General features: G+C 40.8%; 21 protein-coding genes and 1 pseudogene. 9 read left to right on the top strand and 13 right to left on the bottom strand.

Features of this window, described 5'->3' with window-relative positions:
- The first annotated feature begins 371 nt into the window (after positions 1 to 371).
- Positions 372 to 2,258, top strand: a complete 1,887-nt coding sequence (locus GTQ43_RS02420; protein WP_265270363.1) for a protein kinase domain-containing protein — start codon at positions 372 to 374, stop codon at positions 2,256 to 2,258.
- A 57-nt stretch (positions 2,259 to 2,315) separates the two neighbouring features.
- Here GTQ43_RS02420 and GTQ43_RS02415 read toward each other — a convergent pair whose 3' ends face one another.
- Both GTQ43_RS02415 and GTQ43_RS02410 read right to left on the bottom strand, forming a co-directional pair.
- Positions 2,316 to 2,813: an aspartyl/asparaginyl beta-hydroxylase domain-containing protein gene (locus GTQ43_RS02415; protein WP_265270360.1), complete on the bottom strand. Its 498-nt coding sequence runs from the start codon at positions 2,811 to 2,813 to the stop codon at positions 2,316 to 2,318.
- 234 nt (positions 2,814 to 3,047) lie between these two features.
- Complete coding sequence (locus tag GTQ43_RS02410; protein ID WP_265270358.1) at positions 3,048 to 4,649, bottom strand: peptide ligase PGM1-related protein; 1,602 nt, start codon at positions 4,647 to 4,649, stop codon at positions 3,048 to 3,050.
- Between the two features lie 309 nt (positions 4,650 to 4,958).
- Here GTQ43_RS02410 and GTQ43_RS02405 point away from each other — a divergent pair, with 309 nt between their 5' ends.
- Both GTQ43_RS02405 and GTQ43_RS02400 read left to right on the top strand, forming a co-directional pair.
- Positions 4,959 to 5,831 carry an SDR family oxidoreductase gene (locus tag GTQ43_RS02405; RefSeq protein WP_265270356.1) on the top strand — a complete coding sequence of 291 codons (873 nt, stop codon included), beginning with the start codon at positions 4,959 to 4,961 and terminating at the stop codon, positions 5,829 to 5,831.
- Between the two features lie 284 nt (positions 5,832 to 6,115).
- The gene (locus GTQ43_RS02400; protein WP_265270354.1) at positions 6,116 to 6,373 is read left to right on the top strand and encodes a hypothetical protein; all 258 of its coding nucleotides are present in this window, start codon (positions 6,116 to 6,118) and stop codon (positions 6,371 to 6,373) included.
- Between the two features lie 383 nt (positions 6,374 to 6,756).
- On the opposite strand, the gene GTQ43_RS02395 is transcribed toward GTQ43_RS02400, so the two are convergent.
- Positions 6,757 to 6,945 (bottom strand): hypothetical protein, encoded by a 189-nt coding sequence (locus GTQ43_RS02395; RefSeq protein WP_265270352.1) that lies wholly within the window; start codon positions 6,943 to 6,945, stop codon positions 6,757 to 6,759.
- Positions 6,946 to 8,022: 1,077 nt separating this feature from the next.
- On the opposite strand from GTQ43_RS02395, the gene GTQ43_RS02390 reads away from it, so the two are divergent.
- Positions 8,023 to 11,529: a PA14 domain-containing protein gene (locus GTQ43_RS02390; RefSeq protein ID WP_265270350.1), complete on the top strand. Its 3,507-nt coding sequence runs from the start codon at positions 8,023 to 8,025 to the stop codon at positions 11,527 to 11,529.
- A gap of 345 nt (positions 11,530 to 11,874) precedes the next feature.
- Here GTQ43_RS02390 and GTQ43_RS02385 read toward each other — a convergent pair.
- The 5 genes and pseudogenes from GTQ43_RS02385 to GTQ43_RS02365 form a co-directional block, all read right to left on the bottom strand.
- Positions 11,875 to 12,668, bottom strand: a pseudogene (locus GTQ43_RS02385) (COP23 domain-containing protein).
- Between the two features lie 383 nt (positions 12,669 to 13,051).
- A complete protein-coding gene (locus GTQ43_RS02380; protein WP_265270349.1) occupies positions 13,052 to 13,783 on the bottom strand; it encodes a Uma2 family endonuclease in 732 nt (243 codons plus the stop codon).
- Positions 13,784 to 13,967: 184 nt separating this feature from the next.
- On the bottom strand, positions 13,968 to 14,138 hold the full coding sequence (gene psb34 / locus GTQ43_RS02375) for a photosystem II assembly protein Psb34 (RefSeq protein WP_143855409.1): 171 nt from the start codon (positions 14,136 to 14,138) through the stop codon (positions 13,968 to 13,970).
- A 337-nt stretch (positions 14,139 to 14,475) separates the two neighbouring features.
- Positions 14,476 to 15,522, bottom strand: a complete 1,047-nt coding sequence (locus GTQ43_RS02370) for a DUF1611 domain-containing protein (protein ID WP_265270345.1) — start codon at positions 15,520 to 15,522, stop codon at positions 14,476 to 14,478.
- Positions 15,506 to 16,558: a dipeptide epimerase gene (locus tag GTQ43_RS02365; protein ID WP_265270343.1), complete on the bottom strand. Its 1,053-nt coding sequence runs from the start codon at positions 16,556 to 16,558 to the stop codon at positions 15,506 to 15,508. Before GTQ43_RS02365 ends, GTQ43_RS02370 begins: the two co-directional genes overlap by 17 nt.
- Before the next feature lie 136 nt (positions 16,559 to 16,694).
- Between GTQ43_RS02365 and GTQ43_RS02360 the strand changes: the two genes are divergently transcribed.
- Positions 16,695 to 17,243 carry an NUDIX hydrolase gene (locus tag GTQ43_RS02360; protein ID WP_265270341.1) on the top strand — a complete coding sequence of 183 codons (549 nt, stop codon included), beginning with the start codon at positions 16,695 to 16,697 and terminating at the stop codon, positions 17,241 to 17,243.
- A gap of 39 nt (positions 17,244 to 17,282) precedes the next feature.
- On the opposite strand, the gene GTQ43_RS02355 is transcribed toward GTQ43_RS02360, so the two are convergent.
- Positions 17,283 to 17,837 (bottom strand): DUF3375 family protein, encoded by a 555-nt coding sequence (locus GTQ43_RS02355; protein ID WP_265270340.1) that lies wholly within the window; start codon positions 17,835 to 17,837, stop codon positions 17,283 to 17,285.
- 113 nt (positions 17,838 to 17,950) lie between these two features.
- Positions 17,951 to 18,874, bottom strand: a complete 924-nt coding sequence (locus GTQ43_RS02350) for a nucleoside hydrolase (RefSeq protein WP_265270338.1) — start codon at positions 18,872 to 18,874, stop codon at positions 17,951 to 17,953.
- Between the two features lie 15 nt (positions 18,875 to 18,889).
- On the opposite strand from GTQ43_RS02350, the gene GTQ43_RS02345 reads away from it, so the two are divergent.
- Positions 18,890 to 19,321 (top strand): nucleoside deaminase, encoded by a 432-nt coding sequence (locus GTQ43_RS02345; RefSeq protein WP_265270336.1) that lies wholly within the window; start codon positions 18,890 to 18,892, stop codon positions 19,319 to 19,321.
- Positions 19,322 to 19,483: 162 nt separating this feature from the next.
- On the opposite strand, the gene GTQ43_RS02340 is transcribed toward GTQ43_RS02345, so the two are convergent.
- Positions 19,484 to 20,608 (bottom strand): metallophosphoesterase family protein, encoded by a 1,125-nt coding sequence (locus GTQ43_RS02340; RefSeq protein ID WP_265270334.1) that lies wholly within the window; start codon positions 20,606 to 20,608, stop codon positions 19,484 to 19,486.
- Positions 20,609 to 21,294: 686 nt separating this feature from the next.
- Here GTQ43_RS02340 and GTQ43_RS02335 point away from each other — a divergent pair.
- From GTQ43_RS02335 to GTQ43_RS02325, 3 genes are all read left to right on the top strand, one after another.
- Positions 21,295 to 22,167, top strand: coding sequence for an S-methyl-5'-thioadenosine phosphorylase (locus GTQ43_RS02335; protein WP_265270332.1), 873 nt, complete (start codon positions 21,295 to 21,297; stop codon positions 22,165 to 22,167).
- A gap of 263 nt (positions 22,168 to 22,430) precedes the next feature.
- Positions 22,431 to 22,622, top strand: a complete 192-nt coding sequence (locus GTQ43_RS02330; protein ID WP_265270330.1) for a hypothetical protein — start codon at positions 22,431 to 22,433, stop codon at positions 22,620 to 22,622.
- 205 nt (positions 22,623 to 22,827) lie between these two features.
- Positions 22,828 to 24,450, top strand: a complete 1,623-nt coding sequence (locus tag GTQ43_RS02325; RefSeq protein ID WP_265270328.1) for a tetratricopeptide repeat protein — start codon at positions 22,828 to 22,830, stop codon at positions 24,448 to 24,450.
- Between the two features lie 244 nt (positions 24,451 to 24,694).
- On the opposite strand, the gene GTQ43_RS02320 is transcribed toward GTQ43_RS02325, so the two are convergent.
- A complete protein-coding gene (locus GTQ43_RS02320) occupies positions 24,695 to 25,372 on the bottom strand; it encodes a response regulator (protein ID WP_265270326.1) in 678 nt (225 codons plus the stop codon).
- 82 nt (positions 25,373 to 25,454) lie between these two features.
- Positions 25,455 to 26,429 (bottom strand): GTPase Era, encoded by a 975-nt coding sequence (gene era / locus GTQ43_RS02315; RefSeq protein WP_265270324.1) that lies wholly within the window; start codon positions 26,427 to 26,429, stop codon positions 25,455 to 25,457.
- Between the last annotated feature and the right edge of the window lie 376 nt (positions 26,430 to 26,805).

Here is a 26,805-nt window from a genome sequence, read left to right as displayed (position 1 = left end):
AAACTTTAAATATTCCGTAACAGAGACTATCTGCATGGTATGAAAGGGAGTAGGGAATGGGGAAGCCTACATTGCAATACAAGGCTTTTTCCGTGCCACTTGCGATCGCTAGCGTAACGGGACGGGAAGAATTTGCCTAAACTTCACATTAGGAACAAATTTCAACTACCACAGGTCTTAATTTTAAACATTTTATCAAATTGCTAGCATTATTTTAAGTTATTAATATGTTAAGCTGAGTATAATCAGATAAATGCTAAGTAATATATATTACTGACATTCATCTAAATTACGAAATAAGCAATCATAATTTAGCTAAGTATCTCTGACTAAAGTTAACACCTGAAAGTAACTAGGATGGGTTCCCCCAGATGAAATCCCCACCTCCCTCAAATTCTTGGATTGGTCGCTTCGTAGGTGATAACGAGCGATACCGTTTAGACAGACGCTTAGGCGGGGGTGGCATGGGAGATGTCTTCCTAGCAACTGATACCCGTGTAGGTCAGCAGGTAGCATTGAAGTTGCTCAAAGATACGCTGGTGGCATCTCAAGAAATGAGAAAGCGTTTTGAGCGGGAAGTGGCAGTTTGTGCTGCTTTGCAAAGCGACCACATTGTGAAGATTAGTGATTGTGGATTTACCCCGGAAGGCTTTCCATTTTACGTAATGGAATATTTGCGGGGGCAAACCCTCAGACAACTACTGTTGCGCGAAAAGCGGCTATCTGTTGAGCGGACAGTGAAAATTATGGCGCAAGTTTGCAAGGGTCTACAGCTTGCCCATCAAGGTGTGACTCTCCAACGGGATGGCACAAAAAGCACTGAGCATATTCAGGTAGTTCATCGTGACCTGAAACCAGATAATATATTTTTAGTACCTACCGATTTGGGTGAGTGGGTCAAGGTTTTGGATTTTGGTGTTGCCAAAATTCGGAGTGAATCTTCAGAAAATGCCAATATTACAAATATCACCAGTACTTTTATTGGGACGTTTCGTTACGCACCTCCTGAGCAAATCCAAAGTGATAAAAACCTGGATGCGAGGGGTGATATTTACAGTTTAGGGATTATCCTTTATGAAATGCTGAGTGCAGCCGACCCTTTTGGAATCAGCATTAAGGGTAGTCATGTCAGCGAAGCTTCTTGGGTATTAGCTCATGCTTATGAGCCACCGAAACCACTGCGATCGCAACCAGGTTGTGAAGATTTACCCGTACAATTGGAAGCGGTAGTGATGAAATGCCTCCACAAGAACCCAGCTAACCGATTTGCAACGGTAGAAGAACTAAATCTTGCTTTGCAAGCTGCTGCCAAGTTTGTCATCGGCACTAACATTATGCCCGAAAAGACTACTGGGCAACCTCAACCTTCTTACAATCAAGGTTCAAATCACGAAACTGTTCCCAGACAATCGAACGACGAAACTATTCTGCGCCCTCCATCTGCATCTAATCAAGGTTCAAATCACGAAACTGTTCCCAGACAGTTTAACCCAATTGAGCAAAACCAATCTGTGGAAACAGTTCCTTCCCTACAGCCTGGGTACAACCAAGGTTCAAATCACGAAACCGTTCCGAGGCAATTTAATCCAGTTGAGCAAAATCAACAGAGTCCTGTGAATAATCCCAACACCAGCAAACCAGATGTAACGTTGTATCAACCACGACCTGCATCTAATCAAGGCGGACAACAAGTGCCACCAGATAAAACGTTGTATCAACCACGACCTGCATCTAATCAAGGCGGACAACAAGTGCCACCAGATAAAACGTTGTATCAACCACGACCTGCATCTAATCAAGGCGGACAACAAGTGCCACCAGATAAAACGTTGTATCAACCAAGACCTGGATCTAATCAAGGTGGGCAACAAGTACCACCAGATAAAACGTTGTTTCAACCACGATCTGGATCAAATCAAGGCGGGCAACAAGTACCACCAGATAAAACATTGTATCAACCGCGACCTGCTTCTCATCAAGGTAGACCACAAGTGCCACCAGATGTAACGTTGTATCAACCGCGACCTGCATCTAATCGAGGTAGACCACAAGTGCGATCAGATGATACTATTTACCAACCAAAACTAAATGAGCAGCTAGCAACGAGAATTGCTCCTAATTTCTTGCGAATCTTGGGTGTGATCTTGGCTATTGGGTTGAGTTTAGCGTTTGTTACCTATATATATACTCAACTTCAATCTCGTCAAGAACCAAGCAATCAGCAACGTTTACCTAATCGCGGGCAGATTCAGAACTAACTTTGATTTCCCAACTCTTCAAATGTACGAAGTTTATTCAGAAATCCTATTTGATTTCTATATGACATCTCGCAATATACTTGCTTCATCTGATATCTTAAAACGAATATTGCTATTATTTTTCCTACCAAAATCTATCAATAAAATGATTCGGTTAGTTCTTCCTAAATTCCAAGCTTCATGCTCTACTAAGTCGTCAAATATTAAGCACTTCCCAGTTTGCCACATTTGAGTTTGATTGCCAACTCTAATAGCACATTTGTCAGGAATAATTAAACCTAAATGACAACGTAAAATTAGTTCCGAATACCCAGAGAATCCAGCATGGGGATAAATATGGGTTCCTGGACTCAAACAAGAAAATCCTGCTGAGACCATGTTAGGTATCTTCTCAATTAACTGTGTTGTTTGAGGACATAAAAGGCAATTATCCTCATTTTTATTTTTGAGAGCATATAAAGTAAAAGTTTTCCAGTTTTGGTTATATATATCTTTCTCAGGCCAATCTATTAATCTTTCTTGCTGTATTTTTTCAAACTCTTGTTTGACGGACATCCAGTTTAACTCTAAGCATGAAGTGAATTGAAATTCTTGGGTATCAAAAAACATGAAAACTATTACCAAATTCAATGATGGTTTGCTATAAATATTAATGAAATGATAGATTTTTTACCTAGTTATTCCTATATTTTTGTGTATGCCTTACAGTGTTATTGCTTGAATTAAATATAGGAATCCGGTTTGATTTATGAAAAAATTCAATCCACTTTACACTGAAGTTTATATTTTTTAGCTATATTCATTCCAAACTACAGGAAAGGAATAATCTGAAAACGCCGAGAAATCATGATTTTCCCGGCGCGTTTCTTCATCTAGTACCTTGACAACTGTGTTATAAATATCTTGTGCTTGTTGCGGGGAATCACCAATGCTGGTTAATCCCAACTTGCCAAACTGCGACAGGCAACCCATAAGATGAAAAACTGTACCCGTTTCAGTCCCACTGTCAAAGTGTAGTCTGTGGTGAGCGATGATATCCATTAAATCATTAGGCAATAATCCCTGATAGCGCTCTTTTTGCAGATTATCAGTAGCAACATAGTATTTGGGGCGACCTTGCTGACTGTAAAATAAACCTGTGGAAAGGTCATAGCGTCCGTTTGTTAATAATTTCAGGGTCATGAATGGATGAGTTGTACCGCCTTTACGCAAGTTAATTTCGATCGCCTGAATATCCCACTCACTATTACCCTTGTCAACGGCAATAAAATCTACACCAAATCGCTCTAAAGCGCCTTTTTCTGCTAGCTTTCTGCCAACTTGTAGTCCCAATTGCTGTAATTCCAACCGATAGCTTTCATCAGCAGGAAAGCGACAACCAAGGTAAATCTGACCATCTGGGCCTCCGAGAATTTGGTCGTGGGTTGAAAGGATTTCTACTTCGCCAGCGGGTGTAATTCGTCCTTGGACGCTGGGCGATCGTTTAATTTCCCCTTCCACAAATGCTTCAGAAATTGCCCCCAATTCTGGGATTCTTCCCGAAAAATTGTCCCAAGTCTCAAGTTTTGCTTGAAAGCGCATTGTTGAGAAGCGATCGCTAATTGCTGCTACCCTTTGAGCATGAGTACCAATTCCCGGTGCTAAATTCTCAATTGGTCTAAAATCCAGCAATGCATTTCCCTCTCCAGAAATCCCTTCATTGAGTTTCACTACTACCCGTTTTAATGTCGGTTGGCGTTCCCACAAATTACTAGTAGCTTCTGCTAAATCTGTGTAGTTCCAAATTTTTTCACTGCCATCTGGATGCGGTACTCCGCTTTGGGCAAAGATTTGCCGACTACCACTTTTTGTCCCCCAAATTTGTAAATTTGGTGCAGCAGCATACAGTGGTACACCTAATTTTAAAGATAATTCACCTTCCCAGTGTGAGGAATTGTAGCAGATCATAAATGATTTATCTAGCCTCAAAGATTGATGAATCCGCTCTAGTAGGCGGGGGCGTTCTAAAATCTTTTGGCTGAGAGGCTTAAGGGAGGAATCGTAAGTAGAAAGTAGCAACAACCGATTGCGAGCATGAGAAAAGGGAATTCCGGGTAAAAGTTGCAGATAATAATCAATGATACTAGGATGCAGGGGTACTGATGTTATATAAATCAGCCGAGTCTGGGGATTTCGCAACCGAATTAAGGAAAATAGTAATCTTTCTTCATAATGTTCGCAGCCTTCAATCTTTTGGAGTTCGCGCTGGTCGAGACTCAGAGAAGGAATAATTAAAATATCGGCTTCACTATTATCAAATAGCTCAGACGTTTTCCAGCGATCGCGCAGGGTTAATTGTAAGTGGCGAAATTTTTCAACCTGTTCTAAATCGGAAATATTTAATATAGCCATAACCCTTGCCCTATAATGATCTCAATTTAGCGTACTATACAGGCTTTTGGGCTGTAAGTTGGGATATTAGTATTTTTGTAAATAGAGAGAGAAAGTAGAAATAGATACTTTCATTTATCGAAAATGGCGCGATTCTTGAGTTATCAGAGGTCATAATCAATTAATTGAGTAACTCTGATTTATTTAATTTCTTTTCAGTCTTAAGGTTGAGTAAATTTCAGCTTGTTTTACCTCTATGGAGCGATAAACTACAGCAACATAATAGTTAACTTAAAGACAGATGAAAAGGATAAATCTTTGAAAAAATCTATGGCTAAATCAAAAGAGAAGAAAGAGCAAAAATTACAACCACCACAGCAACAAGAAGCACCAGGTGTTGAGTCAGAAATGACACCAAAACCAAAAGCAGATGATGCCCAGTATCGGGGTAGTGGCAAGTTACAAGATAAAGTAGCATTGATTACAGGTGCAGATAGTGGTATTGGTCGTGCTGTAGCGATCGCATTTGCTAAAGAAGGGGCAGATGTGGCGATTCTTTATCTCAATGAACACGATGATGCTAAAGAAACAAAACATTTGGTAGAAAAACAAGGTCGTCGTGCAGTAACTATTGCAGGTGATATCGGCGATGAAACCTTTTGTCAGCAAGCTATACAACAAACACTTGGTGAGTTTGGTAAACTTGATATTCTCGTCAATAATGCTGCTGAACAACATCCCAAAGAAAGCATTGAGGAAATCACCGAAGAACAACTAGAGCGAACTTTCCGCACTAATATCTTCTCGATGTTTTTCATGACTAAAGCTGCACTCAAGCATTTACAAGCAGGTAGTTCTATCATCAATACAACATCGGTAACAGCTTATAAAGGTAGCCCACAACTACTAGATTATTCTTCTACCAAAGGTGCGATCGTTGCCTTTACTCGCTCCTTATCACAAAATTTAGTATCAAAAGAAATTCGTGTTAATGCTGTCGCGCCCGGGCCGATTTGGACACCTTTGATTCCCTCAACTTTTCCCGAAGAGAAAGTTGAAACCTTTGGAAAACAAGTACCAATGCAACGAGCCGGACAACCAGAAGAAGTTGCTCCTAGCTACGTATTTTTAGCCTCTGACGATGCTTCTTATATCTCTGGTCAAGTGTTACATGTCAATGGTGGAGAAGTTGTCAATGGCTAAATAAAATCGTTAGGAGTTGGGAGTTATGAATTAGACATTATAAACGATAAATTCTTACTTATAACTCTTAACATTTAACAAATTCTGGATATTTAATTCCCCCACTTCTAACAATCACATATTTTGTGGCGGGTTCTAAATCCCCTATACATTACCTAATTACGAATTACGAATTATTCCAACTCCTAACTATACCCTAAGTGTCTTCCATTGGATGGATGAGTCAATGTTTAAATATTGATAATCTATCTAACAGCAAACATTTAATAAAAATAACTACGTTTATGGCATCTCCTACACCATTGCATGGGACAGAATTAGTAGATTGTGCTAGAGCAAATGCCAAGCAAGGAATTGAAACTGCTGCTTATCAATGTGGCTATGGTCAAGATATCAACAAATTTGCACGAGAACTCAGACAAGCTTGCGAAGAAATGAATTTACAAGTGAAGGAACTTAGTGGATTGATTACTGAACAAGACTTGATACTGGAATTAGGTACTGGGGAAATTATTGCTCCAGAAACAGCATCAGAATTGTAAAAGTTAGGACTTACGCACTGTACAAAATAATCATGTTGTGCATCAACGTAAATACGCCGTTTCAGGTTTTTATTAATCATTCATTGATGGTAAATAGATCCGCGTCGTAGGGCAATTCATGAATTGCCATACGACGGATCTGGTTTTTCCAATCATCTATACTTGGTCTTTCCTGTCAATGCGTAAGTCCTAAAAGTGATTGACGCACCCATTGCTGAAAGCAGTAGGATTTATGCTAGGAGCAAAACTGATAGCTTTTTTGTTTTCAAAATACTGTTGCCAACTTAGATATAGGAATCCTATTTGAGTTTTGAACAAAATTAGATATTGTAGGGGAGCCAGTGCGTTGCGGTGAATCCAGCGCTGTAGGCGGGTTTTCCAATCTAGGCGACTGGTGAACCCGAAGGGAGGTTCCCTTCGTTGTAGCAACTGGCGTTGTGTTTAGAACGTAGTTCGTAACGCACTATTATCAAGGGTTTGCTGCCGTACTCTTGGCGATAACACAACACCAGTTCGCTCAAGTCGGGAAACCCTTTCGGTAGTTCCTTCTGGGGAAACCCCCAAGATCGCACTGCCTCACCACGCGACTGGCTCCCCTACGTATCTTTTCAGACATCAAATCGGAATCCTATATATACCAGAAATTTCCTTCAATGTGGACTAGGAGTTCCTTTTGTGGCACTGCGGAGGACGCATCAAGTATCCCCACACCTAAAGGACGTATGTGGGTTCCCAAATCACCCACATACTCGTGGGTTTTGTACTCTAATAGCTGTAATAAAGAAATAGTTCAACGCTTAAAATTAAGTATAGATAAACAATACTTTTTCAAATCTTTAAATATTTAAAGATTTCTTTACAGAATTTTCATACAATTAATAACTATGCGGATAAAAAACATGAGACTATCCGTAATGTTGGTGATTTTAATTTAAAGATCATCAAAACTTTGATATTTCTTTAAAAAAGTATGTGCCAATGTAAATGTTTAAACAAATTTTCATAAAAAAGATAGACATAACACGGTATGTAGTGTCAAATGTGTAGTTGATTAACTGAATAACAATACTTAAATAATATGTAAAATTGCCATCTTTGAATAATTAAGTATGTATTTTCCCATTGGGCGTTGCTTCGCCTCAATTTTATATACCTACAACTGAGATTAGAAGCTCTCAAAAGGGTTAATTTATAATTATTATTTAAATTAACTTTGGCGAATTTAAATGCATCAAAACTCAGAATTTTTTGAAAGAAAACAAAGATTCATAAAGGCTAATATTGCCCTTCAAGTAATCTAACGAGTTTCTTATCATAGATGTTTTTGTGTTTATATATATCTGCTTTAAGAAAAGATATACAAAATTTTGTCACACTATTGTATTTTAATATTGATACAAACAAATGGCACCACAGTAGGAAAGGAGTGTAAATAATAAAATTTGTCTAATTTTGTATTAACAATTGAGTGAAATTAGGATCGCATTAATATATATTGATAGTCCAGTAATAAAGGACTTGTAAATATATTGTTATCTGACATCATTACGCATTTTTTGTTGAAAATATTCAATATAAAACTAATTCTAGTAATCCTAGAATATTGATTCTGGAATTAGTTTTATCACTATTGCGAGGCATATATCTCAATGGCTGATTTACAGAATCAAGGTCTTACTCAATCTAAAAAGTTGTTGTCAACAACTGCAAGTTCAATAGTTGCTCCATCACCTCTGGAAAGCAGTACACAATCAAGTATTACCTCTAGCGCTAGCGCCAGCGCGATCGCTCAGGGAGATGGACTCAAAGGAGAGTATTACGACAATATCGACTTCACCAACCTAAAGCAAACTCGCATAGATCCGACAGTTAACTTTAATTGGGGTCTTAATTCTCCAGATCCATCTATAGGTGCAGATACCTTCTCAGTGCGTTGGACAGGTCAAGTACAAGCTAAGTACAGTGAGGCTTACACCTTCTACACGACTACTGATGATGGTGTACGGCTATTTGTCAATGGTCAACAAATCATCAATCGCTTTGCCGATCAATCCGCTACAGAAGCTAGTGGTACAATCAACCTACTTGCAGGTCAAAAATACGACATTAAGCTTGAGTACTACGATAATACGTATTACGCTGTTTCCCAACTAGCTTGGTCAAGTACTTCTCAGACAAAGCAAATCATTCCTGAGTCCCAACTTTATAGTAATGTCAGCGTACCTGCTACTGGCACAGGTACAGGACTCAAAGGAGAGTATTATGACAATATCGACTTCACCAACCTAAAGCAAACTCGCATAGATCCGACAGTTAACTTTAATTGGGGTCTTAATTCTCCAGATCCATCTATAGGTGCAGATACCTTCTCAGTGCGTTGGACAGGTCAAGTACAAGCTAAGTACAGTGAGGCTTACACCTTCTACACGACTACTGATGATGGTGTACGGCTATTTGTCAATGGTCAACAAATCATCAATCGCTTTGCCGATCAATCCGCTACAGAAGCTAGTGGTACAATCAACCTACTTGCAGGTCAAAAATACGACATTAAGCTTGAGTACTACGATAATACGTATTACGCTGTTTCCCAACTAGCTTGGTCAAGTACTTCTCAGACAAAGCAAATCATTCCTGAGTCCCAACTTTATAGTAATGTCAGCGTACCTGCTACTGGTACAGGTACAGGACTCAAAGGAGAGTATTACGACAATATCGACTTCACCAACCTAAAGCAAACTCGCATAGATCCGACAGTTAACTTTAATTGGGGTCTTAATTCTCCAGATCCATCTATAGGTGCAGATACCTTCTCAGTGCGTTGGACAGGTCAAGTACAAGCTAAGTACAGTGAGGCTTACACCTTCTACACGACTACTGATGATGGTGTACGGCTATTTGTCAATGGTCAACAAATCATCAATCGCTTTGCCGATCAATCCGCTACAGAAGCTAGTGGTACAATCAACCTACTTGCAGGTCAAAAATACGACATTAAGCTTGAGTACTACGATAATACGTATTACGCTGTTTCCCAACTAGCTTGGTCAAGTACTTCTCAGACAAAGCAAATCATTCCTGAGTCTCAACTTTATTCACCAGATATTCCGACCACCATCACATTAGGATCATCTTCCACGACTGTGAACGAAGGTGCTGGTAATGTTAATATCACCCTGCTCAGAAGTGGTGATTTAAGCGGTACATCTTCTATCAAGTATGCAACCATAGCTGGTACTGCTACAGCAGGAGTTGACTACGGAAGTGAAGGCACTGAAAGCGCTGGAACACTGATTTTTGCACCGGGAGAAAGCAGTAGACAAGTATCCATTCCGATCATTGACGATTCCTTAGCAGAACCAGATGAAAGTTTTAATTTCGTCATCGATCAGGCCGGGGGAGCAACATTAGGAGTTCAAAGAACTATTGGAATTACGATTCAAGATAACGATCGCTCCAGCCTCGATTTCACTAAGCCAGTAGTTAATGAGGGTGACGGTACTGCAACGGTGACAGTTACACGGGGTAACGCCTTGGGGACTGCTAGTTTGAACTATGCAACCCAAGATGGGACTGCTAAAGCAGGATCTGACTACCAGGCTGTATCTGGAACCTTAGCCTTTGCAGCAGGACAAGCCAGCAAGACCATTGTTATCCCCATTATTAATGACACCGTTGGGGAATCAAATGAAGCATTTACTTTGAACTTCAGTAACGCAGTTGGAGTGCAACTAAATACTCAACAGACAACTATCACTATTATCGATAATGACTCTGGTAACTTTGTTTTAGAGACGGTAGCTTCTGGTTTGATTCAACCTACAGCTTTTGACTCGACATCTGACGGTAAGCAAATGTTCATTGCCCAGAAAAATGGGGTAGTGCGAGTGTTGAATAACGGCACATTATTAGCAACACCATTTATCGATATTTCTAAACAAGTTAATGATACGCGCGATCGCGGTTTGTTAGGCATTGCTGTACATCCAGATTTTGGCAAAAATCCAAACGGTAACAACTACGTTTACCTCTTGTATACCTACGATCCACCAGAAACCGATCCAAACAATCCTAAAAACAATCCCAATAGCACATTAGACGATGCCGATCAGAACGGGAATCGGACTGCACAACTAATTCGGGTAACAGCCGATGCCAAGACTAATTACACTACTGCCATTGCTGGCAGCCAAGTTGTGCTGCTAGGTACTAATGCCACTTGGGATAATATCAGCCACCCAGATGGAAATAGCACAGATGTCTCACTTGGCTACGCACCATCAGGAATTATCAACAAAGATACTGGTAAACGGTTTACTAGCTTGCAGGATTATCTGAATAATCTCGATAAAGTCCAAGATGTCCAGAATTTTATAGCCAACGATAGTGAATCTCATTCAGTTGGTTCTATCCGCTTTGGTACAGATGGTTCTCTGTTTGTCAGCTTAGGAGATGGCACTTCCTACAATGGGATAGACCCCCGAGCAATTCGCGTTCAGGATCTGAATAACCTATCCGGCAAGATCCTACGGATTGATGCGATTACTGGTCAAGGCTTATCAAGTAATCCTTTCTACAACGGTGATCCCAATAGCAATCGCTCCAAAGTCTATAACTACGGTCTGCGTAACCCCTTCCGCTTTACAATCGATCAGAAGACTAATACCCCTGTTATTGGTGACGTTGGATTTGCTACTTGGGAAGAGGTCAATGTCGGAAAACCAGGAGCTGACTTTGGTTGGCCGTTCTATGAAGGTGGACTTGATGGAAATGGCAATACCGTCAGCCTAAAACAACCAAGTTATGCCAATCTAGATGCAGCAAAAGCATTCTATAGTAGTGGTACAACTGTGACAGCACCAGTTTACACTTACAAGCATTTTGGTTCCAATTCGATTGTTGTGGGTGACTTTTATACAGGTGATACTTTCCCTTCAATCTATCAAGGTGCTTTATTTGTTGGTGATTTCAGTCAAGGAACTATCGATGCTTTGACATTCGATAGTCAGGGTAAAGTTGTCTCAGTTAAGCGGTTTGCTTCCCAGACAGACAGACCAAATCTAGGACTACCTACACAAATCACTACTGGCAAAGATGGCAATCTGTACTATGCAAACTTGACCGGAGGTGAGATCGATCGCTTCCGACCTGTTTAGATAAAAGTTATTTACGCCGTGACAGACTAGGAAGATAGTCTCTGGTTCATATAACGAAACCAGAGACTATTTGTCAAAAAAGCAGGGGAGCAAGGGGGAAAACTGAGACGGAGAAGCTCTCAGACTCCGCCCCAGTAAGAGCGCCCTTTATGGCGTTGCTCTCAACCCATGTTCCGCTCCGCTCCACGGCTCCAGGTCAGGGCTTGCTCCCTAAGCTTTGAGCGCCCTGCCCCTCCGCTTCTTCGGTGAACTACTACAGACTGCCTACGGCTGAAGTTGATCGCTCCCAATTCATCGGGAATAGCCTTAAAAACAGTGTTTTAGACTTAAAAACAGAACTATTAATTATCGGAAATTGCCAGGATTTAAGCGAACAGAGTTTGGTTGAGACTGACGACGAATTGCTACTCCATTGCGGAGGTTATTCGCAGTACCACCATCTTGACGATCGAGGAAAGGTTTGAGATTAATGCCACCTCTATATGAACTAACTCGATTATTGCCACTGCCTAGAAGTGTGCGTCCTAAATTATATAAGTCGTTCCCTCCACTACTGCGATCGCCATAAGTGTTAACGGCTATAGTTTGCTGTCCGTTATCAGCAGTAGTCAAATTTTGAAAAATGCTATTGCGGATGACAACAGGATCTTTCCCACGCGGTACTGTTAGCACAATTCTACAGCTTGGGTTAGCTTCTGTTGTGACGCAGACAATATTTTCGTTATTTTCTACAGATGTCTGGAGTTCTTGTAAGCCATCTGGACGATACAGTTCTAAGCGACTGGCAATTGCTGCACAACGTCTTTGTGCATCCCAACCACCACCTAAAGATGCAGGTGCTGCCCAAGGAAAGAATTGTCCTGGTTGACTTTGTGGTTGATACATAACGGTGGACTGACCATTGTAAGTCTGACAGGTAAACCGAGTTGTACCGTCAGATGAGGGTGAAGGGGTATACCTGTTGATGTATCTATTGGGACTGATGATCCACCTGATGACCCACCTGATGGCACTGTTGGTACGACTACACTACCACCATCGCCAGTAGAATCATATTGCGCCATTGCGGCCGAATTGCCCAAACACAAAGATAAGCCAAGACTGCCCAAAGATATGAATCGCAACAGTTGTGATGACATAAATCACCCTCCAGTAGAAATAAGTAGGGAATTGATAGTTTAAGTGACGAATAATTATGTTTTTTGATTCATCAAAAAGGTTATTTTTTCTTTTCTTGCTTTTTTCTCTGGGAGTAGCTTTTTCATCTGTGTTTGAATTTCTGCATCATGTCCCATTCCTTCATAATTCGTTTCATAGTGGGGCGTACTTATACTCAAGGGTGTTTTATATTACTTTTATGAGGAATTAGCAAAATATAGTATGAAGCGATCGCACTTAGCACTTATTTGCTTAAACTAAGTTAGGACTTACACAAAATTGTCTCAAAAACCTGATTTGTCGTAGCGCTAATTCATGAATTACCGCTACTTCAGAACTTTTTTGCGTAAGTTCTGTAAGTAACTCAGCTATCTGGCAAATTATTTGGGTCGATACCTTGAGATTGTAAATAGGCAATTAGCCGTTCTTTTTGCTGACGTTCTTGTGCAATTTGTTCTACTGCCCAAGGTAACAAATTACCTGCTTTATCCCACCAGCGCAACCAGTAACCAGTTCTGGCTTCTTTTGTTCCTTGCCAAGTTCCTAAGAATAAGCCCATTGAATCAATCCAATGACGACCATTTTCGTCAGGTTGTTGTAACTCGTAGCGCCTGTTTTCGAGTTGGTAATATTCTAACAAACCGCCATTAGGGTCAAAAATCACGTAAATTGGTACTTGAAGAATCTGCTCGTAAAAAAACCATTTTCCTGGTGGATAGATTCGCTTAAAAGAGTACTCTGTACCGTCAGTATCAGATAAAAATTCCATCACCACTGCCGGAATCTCACCTTCTAAATTAGGTGTGTAACTTTTGCGTTCTGCTAAAACTTCATTTACTGCTGGAACATAAACCCAGTCAGGTGCTTTAGCTATAAACTGATCGTTTATAGTCGCACAAAGTCCAAAATTTGAGGCGATTAACATTTGAGGTTGGATGAAACCACTTATTTCCAGGCTTTCGCGCAAAGCACCAGCTAATAGTGGTTGACCTGTATTTTCCACTGGTTCATCCTCTAACACAAAACCTGCGGGCAACGCTTCCCAAGATATTATCAGTTCTGTTGAAGATTTAGCTTCACCGAGTTGGGTTGCCATAAACACCCCGTTTTATTGATTTGTCTTTATTTTATGTGCGATCGCAGTTATTTTACAATGTCGCACTTTGGGATCCGAGCGATGCCACAGGGGAAAAACACAAAAAACCCCGGCGAAACTAACCGAGGCTTGAGAGAGAAGTGAGAATGACAATGAGATACAGCGATACGGAAATGGAAAAATCTTAGCTAACGCTAAAACCAACCAAAACTAAAGTTGTGACAATTAAAGTCGCAAAAAGACCTTGTAAAACGTATTTACGTTGTTCCCAAATTGCTGGGTACTCGGCGTAGTATACCTTGGGTTCAGCTGCGTAGTTATTGAGGATACCGTCTTCGTTTACAGTGGTGTACATATTTTTTTCTCTTCTTTTATTTACTTATGTAACTAAATTTAACAAGATTGTTACAAAATGTCAATAGGGCTTGACAAAAAAAGGCTGATGGGTTTCATAAAAATTACTTATCAAGGGATGGGAGATTTAGGCAAAGCGGTTTCAGGAAATGAAAGCTAGATCTCTGTTAACCTAACCACCATAAAAAAACCCCAATAAGTTAGGGGTGTAAATTTCCCTTGGTGGAAAAGTGGCGCAAGATACTTTTCAGGCTGATACTAAAGCTGTTAGCCTTCCTTCAACTCGCTCGGATTTATCTTTAAGCAACCAAAGTTTTGCTTCTTCGTAGGATTAGAACCTAATTCTTCATCACTGCATCCAAAAGCACATTGGCATCAAAGCGGACTACATCAGTGCAAGGTAGCCCAGTTTCTGCTGTTATTTGAGCGATGCTTTCCTCAGCCGCAGATTCATCTAAATGGGCTGTGTTAAGCGCTATACCCACTACAGGCACACTTGCAAAAGCGCCACCAGCACTAGCAACCGTTTCATAAAGACGAATTACCTCTGATAAAGGTGGAATTATGACATGGGGATGATTGCGGACATGAACTTGTCCCGCCCGATGGACTAACACCAGTTGAGTTGGTTGCGAACCACGAATCAAGGGCAAGGTTGCTGTTGAACCAGGGTGTAGCAGCGAGCCTTGTCCTTCAATATGCAAGATGTCATAATTTTTGCCGTAGCGCATCACTATCTGTTCCACAGCACCGGCGGCAAAGTCTACCCGTACAGCATCTAAAGGCACTCCATCCCCCTCCAACATCACCCCAGTTTGACCTGTGGCGAGAAATTTAGAACGCCAACCACGCAGTTTTGATGCCCAATGTAATTGTAGGCTAGTTGACATTTTACCGATCGCCATGTCGGTTCCCACTGTCAACACGCGCCGACACGGAAGTGTGCGTGCTATTCCACTAGCAACACTGATATTAGACGGCTCTTTGCGGACATCCCAAATTAGTTGCCCTGGTTTGAGCAGTGCATTTAAGTCTGGTATATTTGCCATTGGTGTATGTAAACCATTTACCAACGACATCCCAGCTTCTAGAGCGTCTTTAATTTCCAGCCAGTAATCATCTGGGATAGCACCACCACTTGGAGCAATGCCTATTACTAAGACTTCTGGCTTGTACTGTAGGGCTGCGGCTACTGATGCCACAATCGGGACATCACGCTTGATACCTGTTAAGTCTGTTAGAGATTTACCAGCACACTCGCGATCGATGACGGCTACAATTGGTGCTTCGCTGTAACGTAAAATTGCCAGTCCTGTTTTGCCGTGAGTCCCAGTAGTTCCCTCATGAAGTAATATTGCTACTCGTTGATTAAGTGGTAGACGCACTGTGTTTTACCCCCAAACCTGGTAAATCGTTTAGCAAAACTCTACCTTCTTTTAGCAATGCACCCGTAAAAGGATCGTCGATTAAGTTAAGGTGACTGTCTAAATCTAGATAATCAGCTAGTGGCGCTAGCTGTAATGCTGCTGTATTAGCTAGCGAACTGTCAGAATAGCAACCGAACATTACTTGCAACCGATATGCTCGTGCTGTATGTACCATTCGCATCGCTTCTGTTAGTCCCCCTGATTTCATCAGTTTGATATTAATACCATCTACGTAATTTGCCAAATCGGGAATATCAGAGCTTGTGAAGCAACTCTCATCTACAAAGATGGGTAGGGGAGAGTGTTGTTTGAGTTTTGCTAAACTTTTTTCTTCTCCCCGCGGCAATGGCTGTTCTACATACTTTATACCTAAATCACTCAGCCAATTACACATTGCGATCGCATCTTCTAAGCTCCAACCCCCGTTAGCATCAACAAATAATTTTGTTTCAGGTGCTTCTTCTCGTACTGCCAATAGCATTTTTCTATCTGCATCTATGCCATCTGGACTACCTAGCTTTACCTTGAAAAGGCGGACGTCAGTAAATTGTAACCAGTCTCGCGCTCTAGCGATCGCACCTTCAGGTGAATTAATCCCAATTGTGACTGAAGTTGGGACTATTTGATTGCGATCGAGTCCCCAAATTTGCCACAAAGGTAATCCTACAAGCTTACCCAACCAGTCGTGCATTGCTATATCCAAAGCGGCTCTAGCAGCAGAAGGAACCTGGTTTTGGGTTAAAACTTGCTCAATTTGCTGTCGCTGCAAGGGGTTAAATGCTTCTAGCAGGGGTGAAACTTGCTGTAGGGCATCTTTGATTGCTTCCGTTGATTGTCGATGATTCCCCACACCGAATGGTGATGCTTCTCCCCAACCTTCGATACCATCAGATGAAATCCTCACCCATACATTCGTTGTCTGTGCCGTTGTCCCTCTACTAATGGTCAACGGAAATCTCTTGTTTACTGTAAATAAGTTTACATTTATTTGCATACTTATTCTGTATATTATGTTATTGCAAAAGCAAGTGTAAGTTCAAAGTTTAGATTATCGGATGTATCTGTTATACTTTTTTACAATTGCTTAGTTACTAAAGTTTTTATACATAATTTTATTTTTTACTTGATTTATGAGCGACTTAAAAAAGTGGAAGACTTTAAAATCAAAAATGGTTTTAGATAACCCTTGGTGTCAGGTGAGACAAGATGAAATAGAATTGCCCAATGGTAAAATCATAGATGATTATTTTGTCAGTATTAAGCCTGACGTTGCGATGGTCTTACCCGTTACGAGTAATAGAGAAATTATTTTTGTTCGGCAATACAGACACGCTGTAGGTGAGTTTTTTTTAGAACTACCAGCAGGGAATTTCGATCCCACAAAAGAGAGTGCAGAATTAGCAGCTATTAGAGAACTGAGAGAAGAGACTGGTTATACACCCCAAGAATTTAGAAAAATTGGAACTCTATACGATAAGCCGAGTAAAGATACTAATCAAATACATTTATTTTTAGCAGAAAATGTTATAAAAGCTGGGGAACAACAACTAGATATTACAGAAGAGATTGAAGTTGTATTTATTCCTGTAGAATCAGTTTTAGAGAAAATTATTCATGGGCAAATTTCTGTGGCTGGAACTATAGCAGCTCTCTTATTAGGTTTAAAATCTATCAGTTAATTAATATCAATGTAGTTTTTTGGTATTTTGCCCCCTAATTCAGTCAAGCATCCTTACGCACGAACTATGTATGTATTGATAGGCATAATTTTGACTAATGCGTTCTTGCTCTAAGCGTTGATTGTGAATAGAGAGATAGGAATATAAAGCTTGTTCTTCAGGAGTCAGATAAAGTAAATTTTCGGCAATTGATTCTGTAACAGTAACAGCAAATTCTTTAAAAGTTTCAAACGTTTTTACATCCTCTTCTCGCCGCTTAAAGTCTTCTAACCATGCAATCGCTTTCTCAGCAGCCGGAGTTAGTGTAAATACTGGATCGTCACTGCTGTTAAACGTTTTTCTCAAAAGCTGGTCATCACACCATTTGTTGAGATACTCTTTAGGCGATCGATCTTTAAAATCTTGATCAATTTCTTCCAGAAACTCCAGATATTTACCCAGTTTAGTTTCTAACTCTTCTTGAGTGATAGAAATGCGCTGAGTTACTTTAAACTGGTTGTAAAAAAAACTCAGAATTAGAGGGGCGTTATCGCTTCGTAAAAGCTTCAGGGTGGGAGAGTTTTTTAATTCATACTTAATTTGTTCATATTTCATAGCAGTTTTTCATCATGAAGTAAAGCAGAGTTAAGAAAAGACAATGCAAACAACTATAGTCATAATTTCTCAACACCGCTAACTTTGAAGTTTAATTTCTAATTTTCACTTTTTTACCTTGCCCATTGCTGCAAGATATAAGCGTAAAAAGCCTCTTTATCTACTTTATCCATCGCATGAATTTTCCGCCCGCCAGGAACTACTTTAGTCCGTCCTTGACTGACTCCAGTGGTGATAATTTCTGTTTCCCATTCGCGCAATTGATAAAATTCTGGGTGTCCCAGATAAGCTGTGGCCAACACATCCCAAAAATAATAATCTTGGGGAATAACTAGCGCATAACATTGTCCTGCTAAATCAGAGATGGGATAGTAGCGTTGTCGCCCCATTTTTTGCACTAATTCTGATGTAACTGGGACATTATTAGTTAAATCTAAAGGACACATAATAATTTCAATTTGGGTTTGCCATACCCGCGCTGCTGAAACCGCGTCCCAATAAACATTCCATTCGGCGGAACCATCTTGTCCTGGTTCTAGACTTTTTTCTACATTGCCACCGACATTTAATGCACCTCCCATCCAAACAATTTTGTGAATCTTGGCTTCAATATCTGGTGCTTTGTCTAAAGCTACTGCAACGGTGGTCAACGGCCCTGTTACCATCAACATTACGGGGTCTGATGCCTCGCGCAATACCTTAATCATGAAATCTTGACCTGTTTCGGCAACCAGAGGTGTAGTAATGGTTTCCCTTTGATTGAGAATGGGGAGATGGTCAACGATAAAGGAATCGCGGCGATAGAGAGGAGGAAATGGATTAATCCCGCGTACAGTGCTTTCTGCTACCGAGATATGAGAAAATCCCATCAAATCGAGAATTTTACGTGTGGCGCTAACAGCTGGTTGGACGTAGCAATCTGCTGGAGTGACGACAACACCAAGGAGTTCGATACAATCCATCGTCAACAGCAGTATGGTTGCTAGATAATCATCTACACCGCCATCGTGATCCATTAATACAAGTTGTTTTGTCATAAAAGGAGAATTAATATGGATGAGTTTATGAAAGCTGCTATTCAAGAAGCAAAACAAGGCAGACAAGAAGGTGGAATTCCCATTGGTTCGGTTCTCGTCAAGGATGGCAAAATTCTGGGCAGAGGACACAATAAACGTGTGCAAGACAGCGATCCTGTCACGCACGCGGAAATCGATTGTCTCCGCAATGCTGGGAGAGTTGGCAGCTACAGAGGTACTACACTCTATTCAACTTTAATGCCGTGTTACCTGTGCGCTGGCGCAGTGGTGCAATTTGGGATTAAAAAAGTCATCGTCGGAGAATCGAAAACTTTTCCTGGCGCTAAAGAATTTATGGTATCTCACAATGTGGAAGTAATCGATCTTAATCTTGACGATTGCGAACAAATGATGAGTGAGTTTATTAAAACTAACCCGGAACTTTGGAATGAAGATATTGGGAATTAAGAGACGCGATTAATCGCGTCTGTACAGCATTAGCCCCCGTCTTGGTGACTTTTGATAGGAGAATTATGGTAGAGAGCGATGGCGTAACCGCCTGCCGGAGGCGATCGCTATCTCAAAAGGAATACAGACAAAAAATTATCTTCACACGGATACTCATCACTCCTAATGTAGCAACAGTGTGCTGTTATTATCAATCAGCGTCAGAGTTCCAGCAGTGGACATACCTGGATTGGACTGTGCCGATGCATTATAAGTCTGAATGTAACGCTGCACTTCTAATGGAAACTGGGGATAGTCTAATACCGCATCTCCATCAGCAATAGTTGCCCAAAAATCTCGCAAACTAGGAGCTAATTTTTTGGCCTGTGATAATGGTAAGTTTAATGGAGAGTGGGTTAGTAGCTTGATTAAAAATGGGAAAGAGCGATCGCCCATCCACTGCCGTGATGACTCTTGCAAGTCTGGGAAATCAGGCACTGACTCTACCCGATGAGATAGAATTTGCAACGATTCTTTACCTTCGTGATCCCGATGAAACTCTAGCACCCGATAAGGGTGAGGATAGCTCACTAAAGAACCAGTGGTAATATCATATACTCCATCTGAGTAAGCAATATCCTGAACGTGCAAATGCCCAGTAAATACTAGCTTGACTCCGTAGCGCTTCAGCAACTGCAATAGTTCTGCTGAATTCGCCAACATATAGCGATTTGCCAGTGGATGGTTTGATTGATTGGGTAAATGTTCCACCACATTATGATGTACCATCACCAAAACTAATTCATCAACAGATGCCGCCAGCACCTCTTCTAGCCACTGTAGCTGTTTGGCATCCAAACACCCAATTTGCTCACCCTGGTCATTAAAGAAGTTAGAATTCAGTCCAATCAGCTTAACTCCAGGGAGTAACTGACGAACGTAGTAAATCTGCTGCGGATCTTCATAGCCAAACTTCGTGTAATAGTAGGGAAAATCAGCAAAAGCAATTGATTGCCGATCGGCCAACAGCACAGGAACGTCATGATTGCCAGGAACAACATAGACGGGAAAAGGTAGCTGGGCTAAACATTGTTGTAACCAGGCGTGGTTCTCTGGTTCGCCATGCTGGGTTAAATCTCCTGGTAACAATAAGAAATCTAAATCGAGTTGTGTTAAATGTTCGAGTACACTTTGAAATGCCGAGATACTGACTTCTACCAGATGAAAACGGCTAGGATGATCCCAGATTGTGTGTGGAAGTGCTACGTGTAAGTCGCTGACTACCGCAAAGCGAAAATTGAGAGCCATTGATTTATGAAAATGTTAAAAGCAGGGGTTAAAATAAGCCTTTTTCCAAAAGTATAACCCTAACTTTCTCTCCTTGCTCAGGAGTGTATCTACTTAATATTTCTATACATGAGGCATCGATTACACCCTATGGTGACAGTTAATTTTAAGGCTGAATATAACCATTAATGGCGTTGCTGATTGCGGTATGAAAACGATTGTGCATTGCGGTGAAAAATCCTTGTAGAGACGTAAAATTTTACGTCTCTACATTCTTATCTAATTAATGGCTAATAATTCAATGTGTTATGTCATGTCCGGGTAATTAGTTATGATTCCCACAGTTATTGCACCCCTCCCCTTACTAAGGCTACGGTGTACACATATCTTGGTAATGAAGCTGAAAGCCCAAATCCTGGATTTACCCCCCTTAATCCCCCCGATGTATTGGGGGGAAATATCCGGTTCTCCCCCTTGCCAAGGGGGAGTTAGAGGGGGTCAGAAGGACTTGTGTGTACACCGTAGTTACTAAGGGGAGGGGAGACAAAGCATAGTTTTGGTGGGGTGGGGTTCTTTGAGTTTAATAAGTAATCAAGCGGACATGATATTAGCGGCGCGAAATTTAATTGCTTTGTTTCTTGGCTTCTCTGCTACTCCTCTTTTCGGTAAAATAACTTAGCAGATTGGCAAGGAACAGGTTCAGAATCATGGCTCAAGCTAGTATTGGGATTATTGGTGGCAGTGGTCTGTATAAAATGGACGCGCTCAAAGATGTCGAAGAGGTGCATATTCAAACCCCCTTTGGTTCACCATCAGATGCTTTGATTTTGGGGACATTGGATGATACACGGGTAGCTTTTTTGGCGCGTCATGGACGCAATCACACGCTGTTACCGTCTGAATTACCTTTTCGCGCTAATATCTATGCGATGAAGCAATTGGGTGTAGAGTATTTAATTTCAGCTAGTGCTGTGGGTTCCTTGAAGGAAGAGGCGAAACCACTGGATATGGTGGTTCCAGATCAGTTTATTGATAGAACAAAAAATCGGATTTCAACGTTTTTCGGTGAGGGAATTGTGGCTCACATTGCCTTTGGCGATCCGATTTGTAAGAATTTGGCTGTTGTGTTGGCAGATGCGATCGCATCTCTCAATTTACCAGAAGTTACTCTCCATCGCGGCGGTACTTATGTGTGCATGGAAGGGCCAGCTTTTTCCACAAAGGCAGAATCTAATCTTTACCGCAGTTGGGGTGCAACTATTATTGGGATGACGAATTTACCAGAGGCGAAGCTGGCTAGGGAAGCGGAAATTGCTTATGCAACTTTAGCGCTGGTGACAGATTATGATTGTTGGCATCCAGACCATGACAGTGTGACGGTGGAATTAGTGATTGGCAATTTGCTGCGGAATGCTGCCAATGCTCAAAAGGTGATTCAAGAAACTGTGCGGCGCTTGAGTGAAAATCCGCCGCCAAGTGATGCACATTCAGCGTTGCAGTATGCGATTTTGACTCAGTTGGATAAAGTACCAGCCGAGGCGAAGGAAAAGTTGGCGTTATTGTTGCAGAAGTATTTGTAGTGTTGGCGAGCAGCGATCGCACTATCATCTGAAATTATAAAGGCGATCGCTCATTCTCCAGAAATTAAATATGCGTTATGTAGAACCCTTGTGGAGAAGCGATATAGCGGTTCTCAGTTGAGTAGGTACTTGAACCCCACCCCCAACCCCCTCCCCGCAAGCGATGAGGGGGACTATGATGTACCTTGTATGATTAGGAAACGCTATATATAGCGTCTCTACATTCTTTTTCACCAGATGTCTTTTGTATTAAGAGTGTTGGAATGAGGGGGCTAACACTGCAATCGTTAAAGCATTGCGACAAATATAATTATCATAATCAATCCCTGTGGTTAGGGATTAATCATTGCGATCGCTCATACGGAACTGCGATCGCTTTTCTACTGGCTCAACCCACCATCACTTTGCCTTTTGCAGCGATAAAGACGTTAAATCGAGTATATTTACTCAGTTAGTATCTGAGTGATATGAGTGTAGTATTTAAAACAAAGTAGTCTTGCGATCGCCCTCTTACAGCCTCCCTAGCAGTCAAAATTCTGGCATAATCAGACATAGGCGCACCTAAAAAACTAATATAAATCTTGCCAAGCTCATTGAAAGGTTTACGTCGGCTGGATATTTTAATAGAATAATCTCATCAAAAGATTCGCAGAAATATAAATGGACTGGATTACACTACTGCGATCGCTACAGTCTGATTTTATTAAAAGGTTAACATCTGGTTGTCTGCTTCATTGCGAAACAGAAGGGCAATATAGTGAATTAACTATAATCTCTGGAGAAAGATTAAAGGCATTACGAGAATTTTGCTGGTTGATGGCTGAGAAATATAAGCGTGTTTCACCAGTCCGTGACGTTTTTATCAGCTATCTCAAAGGGAAGTTGGGTGAGGAAGTTGTCAAAGAACGTTTAGCAGATTTTATTACCGAAGTCGATTATGAAAAGCGATTCGGCGGTGATGGTAATATAGATTTTACCTTGACTTCTGACCCATCTATTGGTATAGAAGTTAAATCTCGTCACGGTAGTATTGACAGAGTTAGATGGTCAATTAGTTCTGAAGAGGTTGAAAAAAATGCAGTTGTAGTTTGCATTTTGATTCAAGAAGATGTGAGTGAAGCACAATCTGAGTATCACCTTTTTTTGGCTGGGTTTCTGCCAACTCGCATGATTAAGTTGAAGACTGGTAAAATCTCCTTTGGTATAGAACAATTACTATATGGTGGTGGTTTATGGTGCTATCTAGAACAATTACAATCTTCTTTAAATAATTATTCTCAGCAGAAATCATCAATTTACAAATATATCCCAAAGCAGGAAATTATATCTACTAAGCCAATTAATAATCAATTGATAAAATCTTCTTTACAACCTGAATATAGTGATGATGATTTAAATATCCTTTATGTAAAATTGGGTGATGAATGTTTTGAAAAAGGAGAATATACAAATGCGATTAGCAATTACAATCAAGCTTTAAAAACTCATCAGAATGATGTTGATTTATATTATAAGCGAGGTTTAGCCCACTATCAAGCAGGAGATTATGAAGCTGCGATCGCAGATTATTCTCAGGTAATTAAGGTTAATCTTAATGATGCTAAATCTTACAATAAACGAGGTTTAGCTCTATATCAGATGGGGCGATTAGAAGAAGCAATTAATGATTATACCCAAGCTATCATAATTAACCCTAATGTTGCCGTTGCTTATAAAAACCGGGCTGAAGCTCGTTCTCATATAGGAGATAACCAAGGAGCAATTGAGGATTATACCCAAGCTATTAAAATTAACCCACATTATGCCGATGCTTATAAAAACCGTGGAATTGCTCGTTATTTATTAGGCTCTCAACCGACATTTCCTCAAGCAATCAAGATTAATCCTCAAGATGCCATAGCGTATAAAAAACGTGGTAATGCTCGTTCTGATTTAGGAGATTTTGAAGGAGCAATTGAAGATTATACTCAGGCAATACAGATTAATCCTAACTATGCTGATGCTTATTACAACCGTGGTAATGCTCGTTCTGACTTAGAAGATTTTGAAGGAGCAATTGAAGATTATACTCAAGCAGTACATATTAATTCTAATTATGCCGATGCTTATTACAACCGTGGCAACATTCGTTTAGAAATAGCGGATAAACAGGGAGCAATTGAAGATTTTCAGAAAGCGGCAGATATTTATCGTAAAGAAGGTAAACTAGAAGCACTCAAAGATACACGAGAAATAATATTAGATTTAGAAATAGAAGAATCATTAGATATTTTAAAGTTCTAGAAAATTTGCAAATTTCAGTTGAAGAAGGCAGAGGGCAGAGGGCAGAAGGAACTTTTTCGTTGGGGATTCAGACCCCAACCAATTGTAAGCACCGTATAGACGGTGGGGTTTTATACCCAAGTTCGGTTCGGTCACAGGCAGAGGGAGGAGGCAGTATTCCCTTCTGCCTTCTGCCTCCTGCCCTCTGCCTTTCTTGATAAACAGCAATTTTCAGCGATGTTCAAATATTTTAATTTCTTCAACATCAAACCAAACCTGAACGTAATGCAACGACTGCTGCTTGCACGCGATCGTCCACTGCTAATTTATTCATAATCCCTCGGACGTGAGTTTTGATGGTGTTGGGACTGAGATAGAGTTTTTCAGCAATCTCTGGGTTACTCAACCCGTCTACCATGAGTTTCAATACTTCTAATTCGCGTCCAGATAAGTTAGCGCTATTGCTAGTGGGTGTAGGTGGTTTGAGATTGTCAATTACTCGCCGCGCAATTTGGGGATCGAGATAGGCTGCACCATCAACTGCGGCTGCGATCGCACTTAACAATCGTTCCACACTTGCACCTTTAATACAATACGCATCTGCACCGCTAGATAGCGCTGCAATAATTTCTGTCTCCGTTTGATGAGATGTCAGCATTACTACATGAGTTGCTGGTAACGCCGCCTTAATTTGCTGTGTCGCTGCAATGCCATCCAATCGCGGCAATCCTATATCCATAACCACCAAATCGGGTTTTAGTTGCAGTGCTGCTTGCACTCCTAAATAACCATCTTCTGCTTGTCCAACAATCTCTAACTGAGGATGAGCCATTAATGATTGTTCTAATCCCAGTTGCATCATCGGATCATCTTCGACAATTAACACTCGCAATGGTGGAGCATTGGCTGGTAAATTTAAGGGATAGCGAATATCTAAAGACATTTTTATTTAGTTAGGAGTAAAAGTAGAGACACGATTAATCGCGTTTGTAAGAGTAGAGACGCGATTAATCGCGTAACTTATTTTATTCTTCCACCCGATAGCCTAACTCTGCTAAACTAACCCGCGACTGTCGCCATTTTGGTTGGACTTTGACAAACAATTCGAGGTAAACTTTACCAGCGATTAACTTTTGGATTTGTTCGCGGGCTTCACTACCAATTGCTTTGAGCATTGCTCCGCCTTTGCCAATGAGTATGCCTTTTTGGGAATCACGCTCAACGTTGATGGTAGCAAGTATACGGGTAATGGTGGGAGCTTCTTCTACTAAGTCAATGGCGATCGCTACTGAATGGGGTACTTCTTCACGAGTCAATAATAAAATTTGTTCTCGGATTAGTTCACCCATAATAAAGCGTTCTGGCTGGTCAGTAACCAAATCTGGTGGGTAATATAACGGCCCAATTTCTAAATGTCCAATTAATAATTCTTGAAGTTGCGGTAATCCTGCACTCGTCTTCGCAGAAAACTTCACTATTTCCCATTCATGGGACTGGGCCATCTGAGCGTAACTATCATCTAAAAACTGAGAATCAGGTGGTTGTTGATCGGTTTTGTTCACGCCCAAAATCACCGGTGTTTTGCTGCGACTGAGCAAGTCGGCAATATAGCGATCGCCCGATCCACAAGCTACTGCTCCATCTACCACAAACAATACTACATCTACTGATTCAATGGCAATTTTGGCATTTTGCACCAATACTTCGCCCAATTGATGATGGGGCTTATGAATTCCTGGCGTATCTACAAAAATTAACTGCGCCTCTGGTGTAGTTAATATACCGCGCAAACGGTTGCGTGTAGTTTGTGCTACAGGGGAAGTTATGGCAATTTTTTGTCCTACTAATTGATTCATTAAAGTAGATTTACCGACATTTGGACGACCAACGATGCCGATAAAACCTGATTTAAAGTCAGGAGGAGCTTGTGGGATTGTTACTTCTCCTGAAAAAGAGAAGTTGTAATTATCAATACTATTCACCTTTGGCTCCACCCTCATATTTTACAGCTGGGATAACTTGGTTTTTTCTTAGACACAAAACAAGCATAAAATTATCCTGGCATTTTTAGGGTTTGCTTTTGCCGAGGTTTAATCTACTACTGGCTCTACACTTATATTTTACAGCTGAGATAACCTTAGTTGTAGAATTTAGGAGTCAGAATTCAGTAGTCAGAATATAAAAAAATCAAACTTCAAATTTACCTCATTTCGTCGATAATCATACCAAATCCAGATAAATTCTGACTTCTGGCTCAGGATAGGCACTTATTTATCCCCCCGATCAAGCCTTAAAAAGGGGGGAACTGCAATTAAAGTCCCCCAAGTTATCGGGGAGCCATTGCGTTGGGCAGCGAGCCACTCTTGTTGCATGTGG

Source organism: Nostoc sp. KVJ3 (assembly GCF_026127265.1).
Classification (GTDB): domain Bacteria; phylum Cyanobacteriota; class Cyanobacteriia; order Cyanobacteriales; family Nostocaceae; genus Nostoc.
The sequence above is the reverse complement of the archived record's forward strand: the minus strand, read 5'-3'. Positions and strand labels throughout refer to the sequence as shown.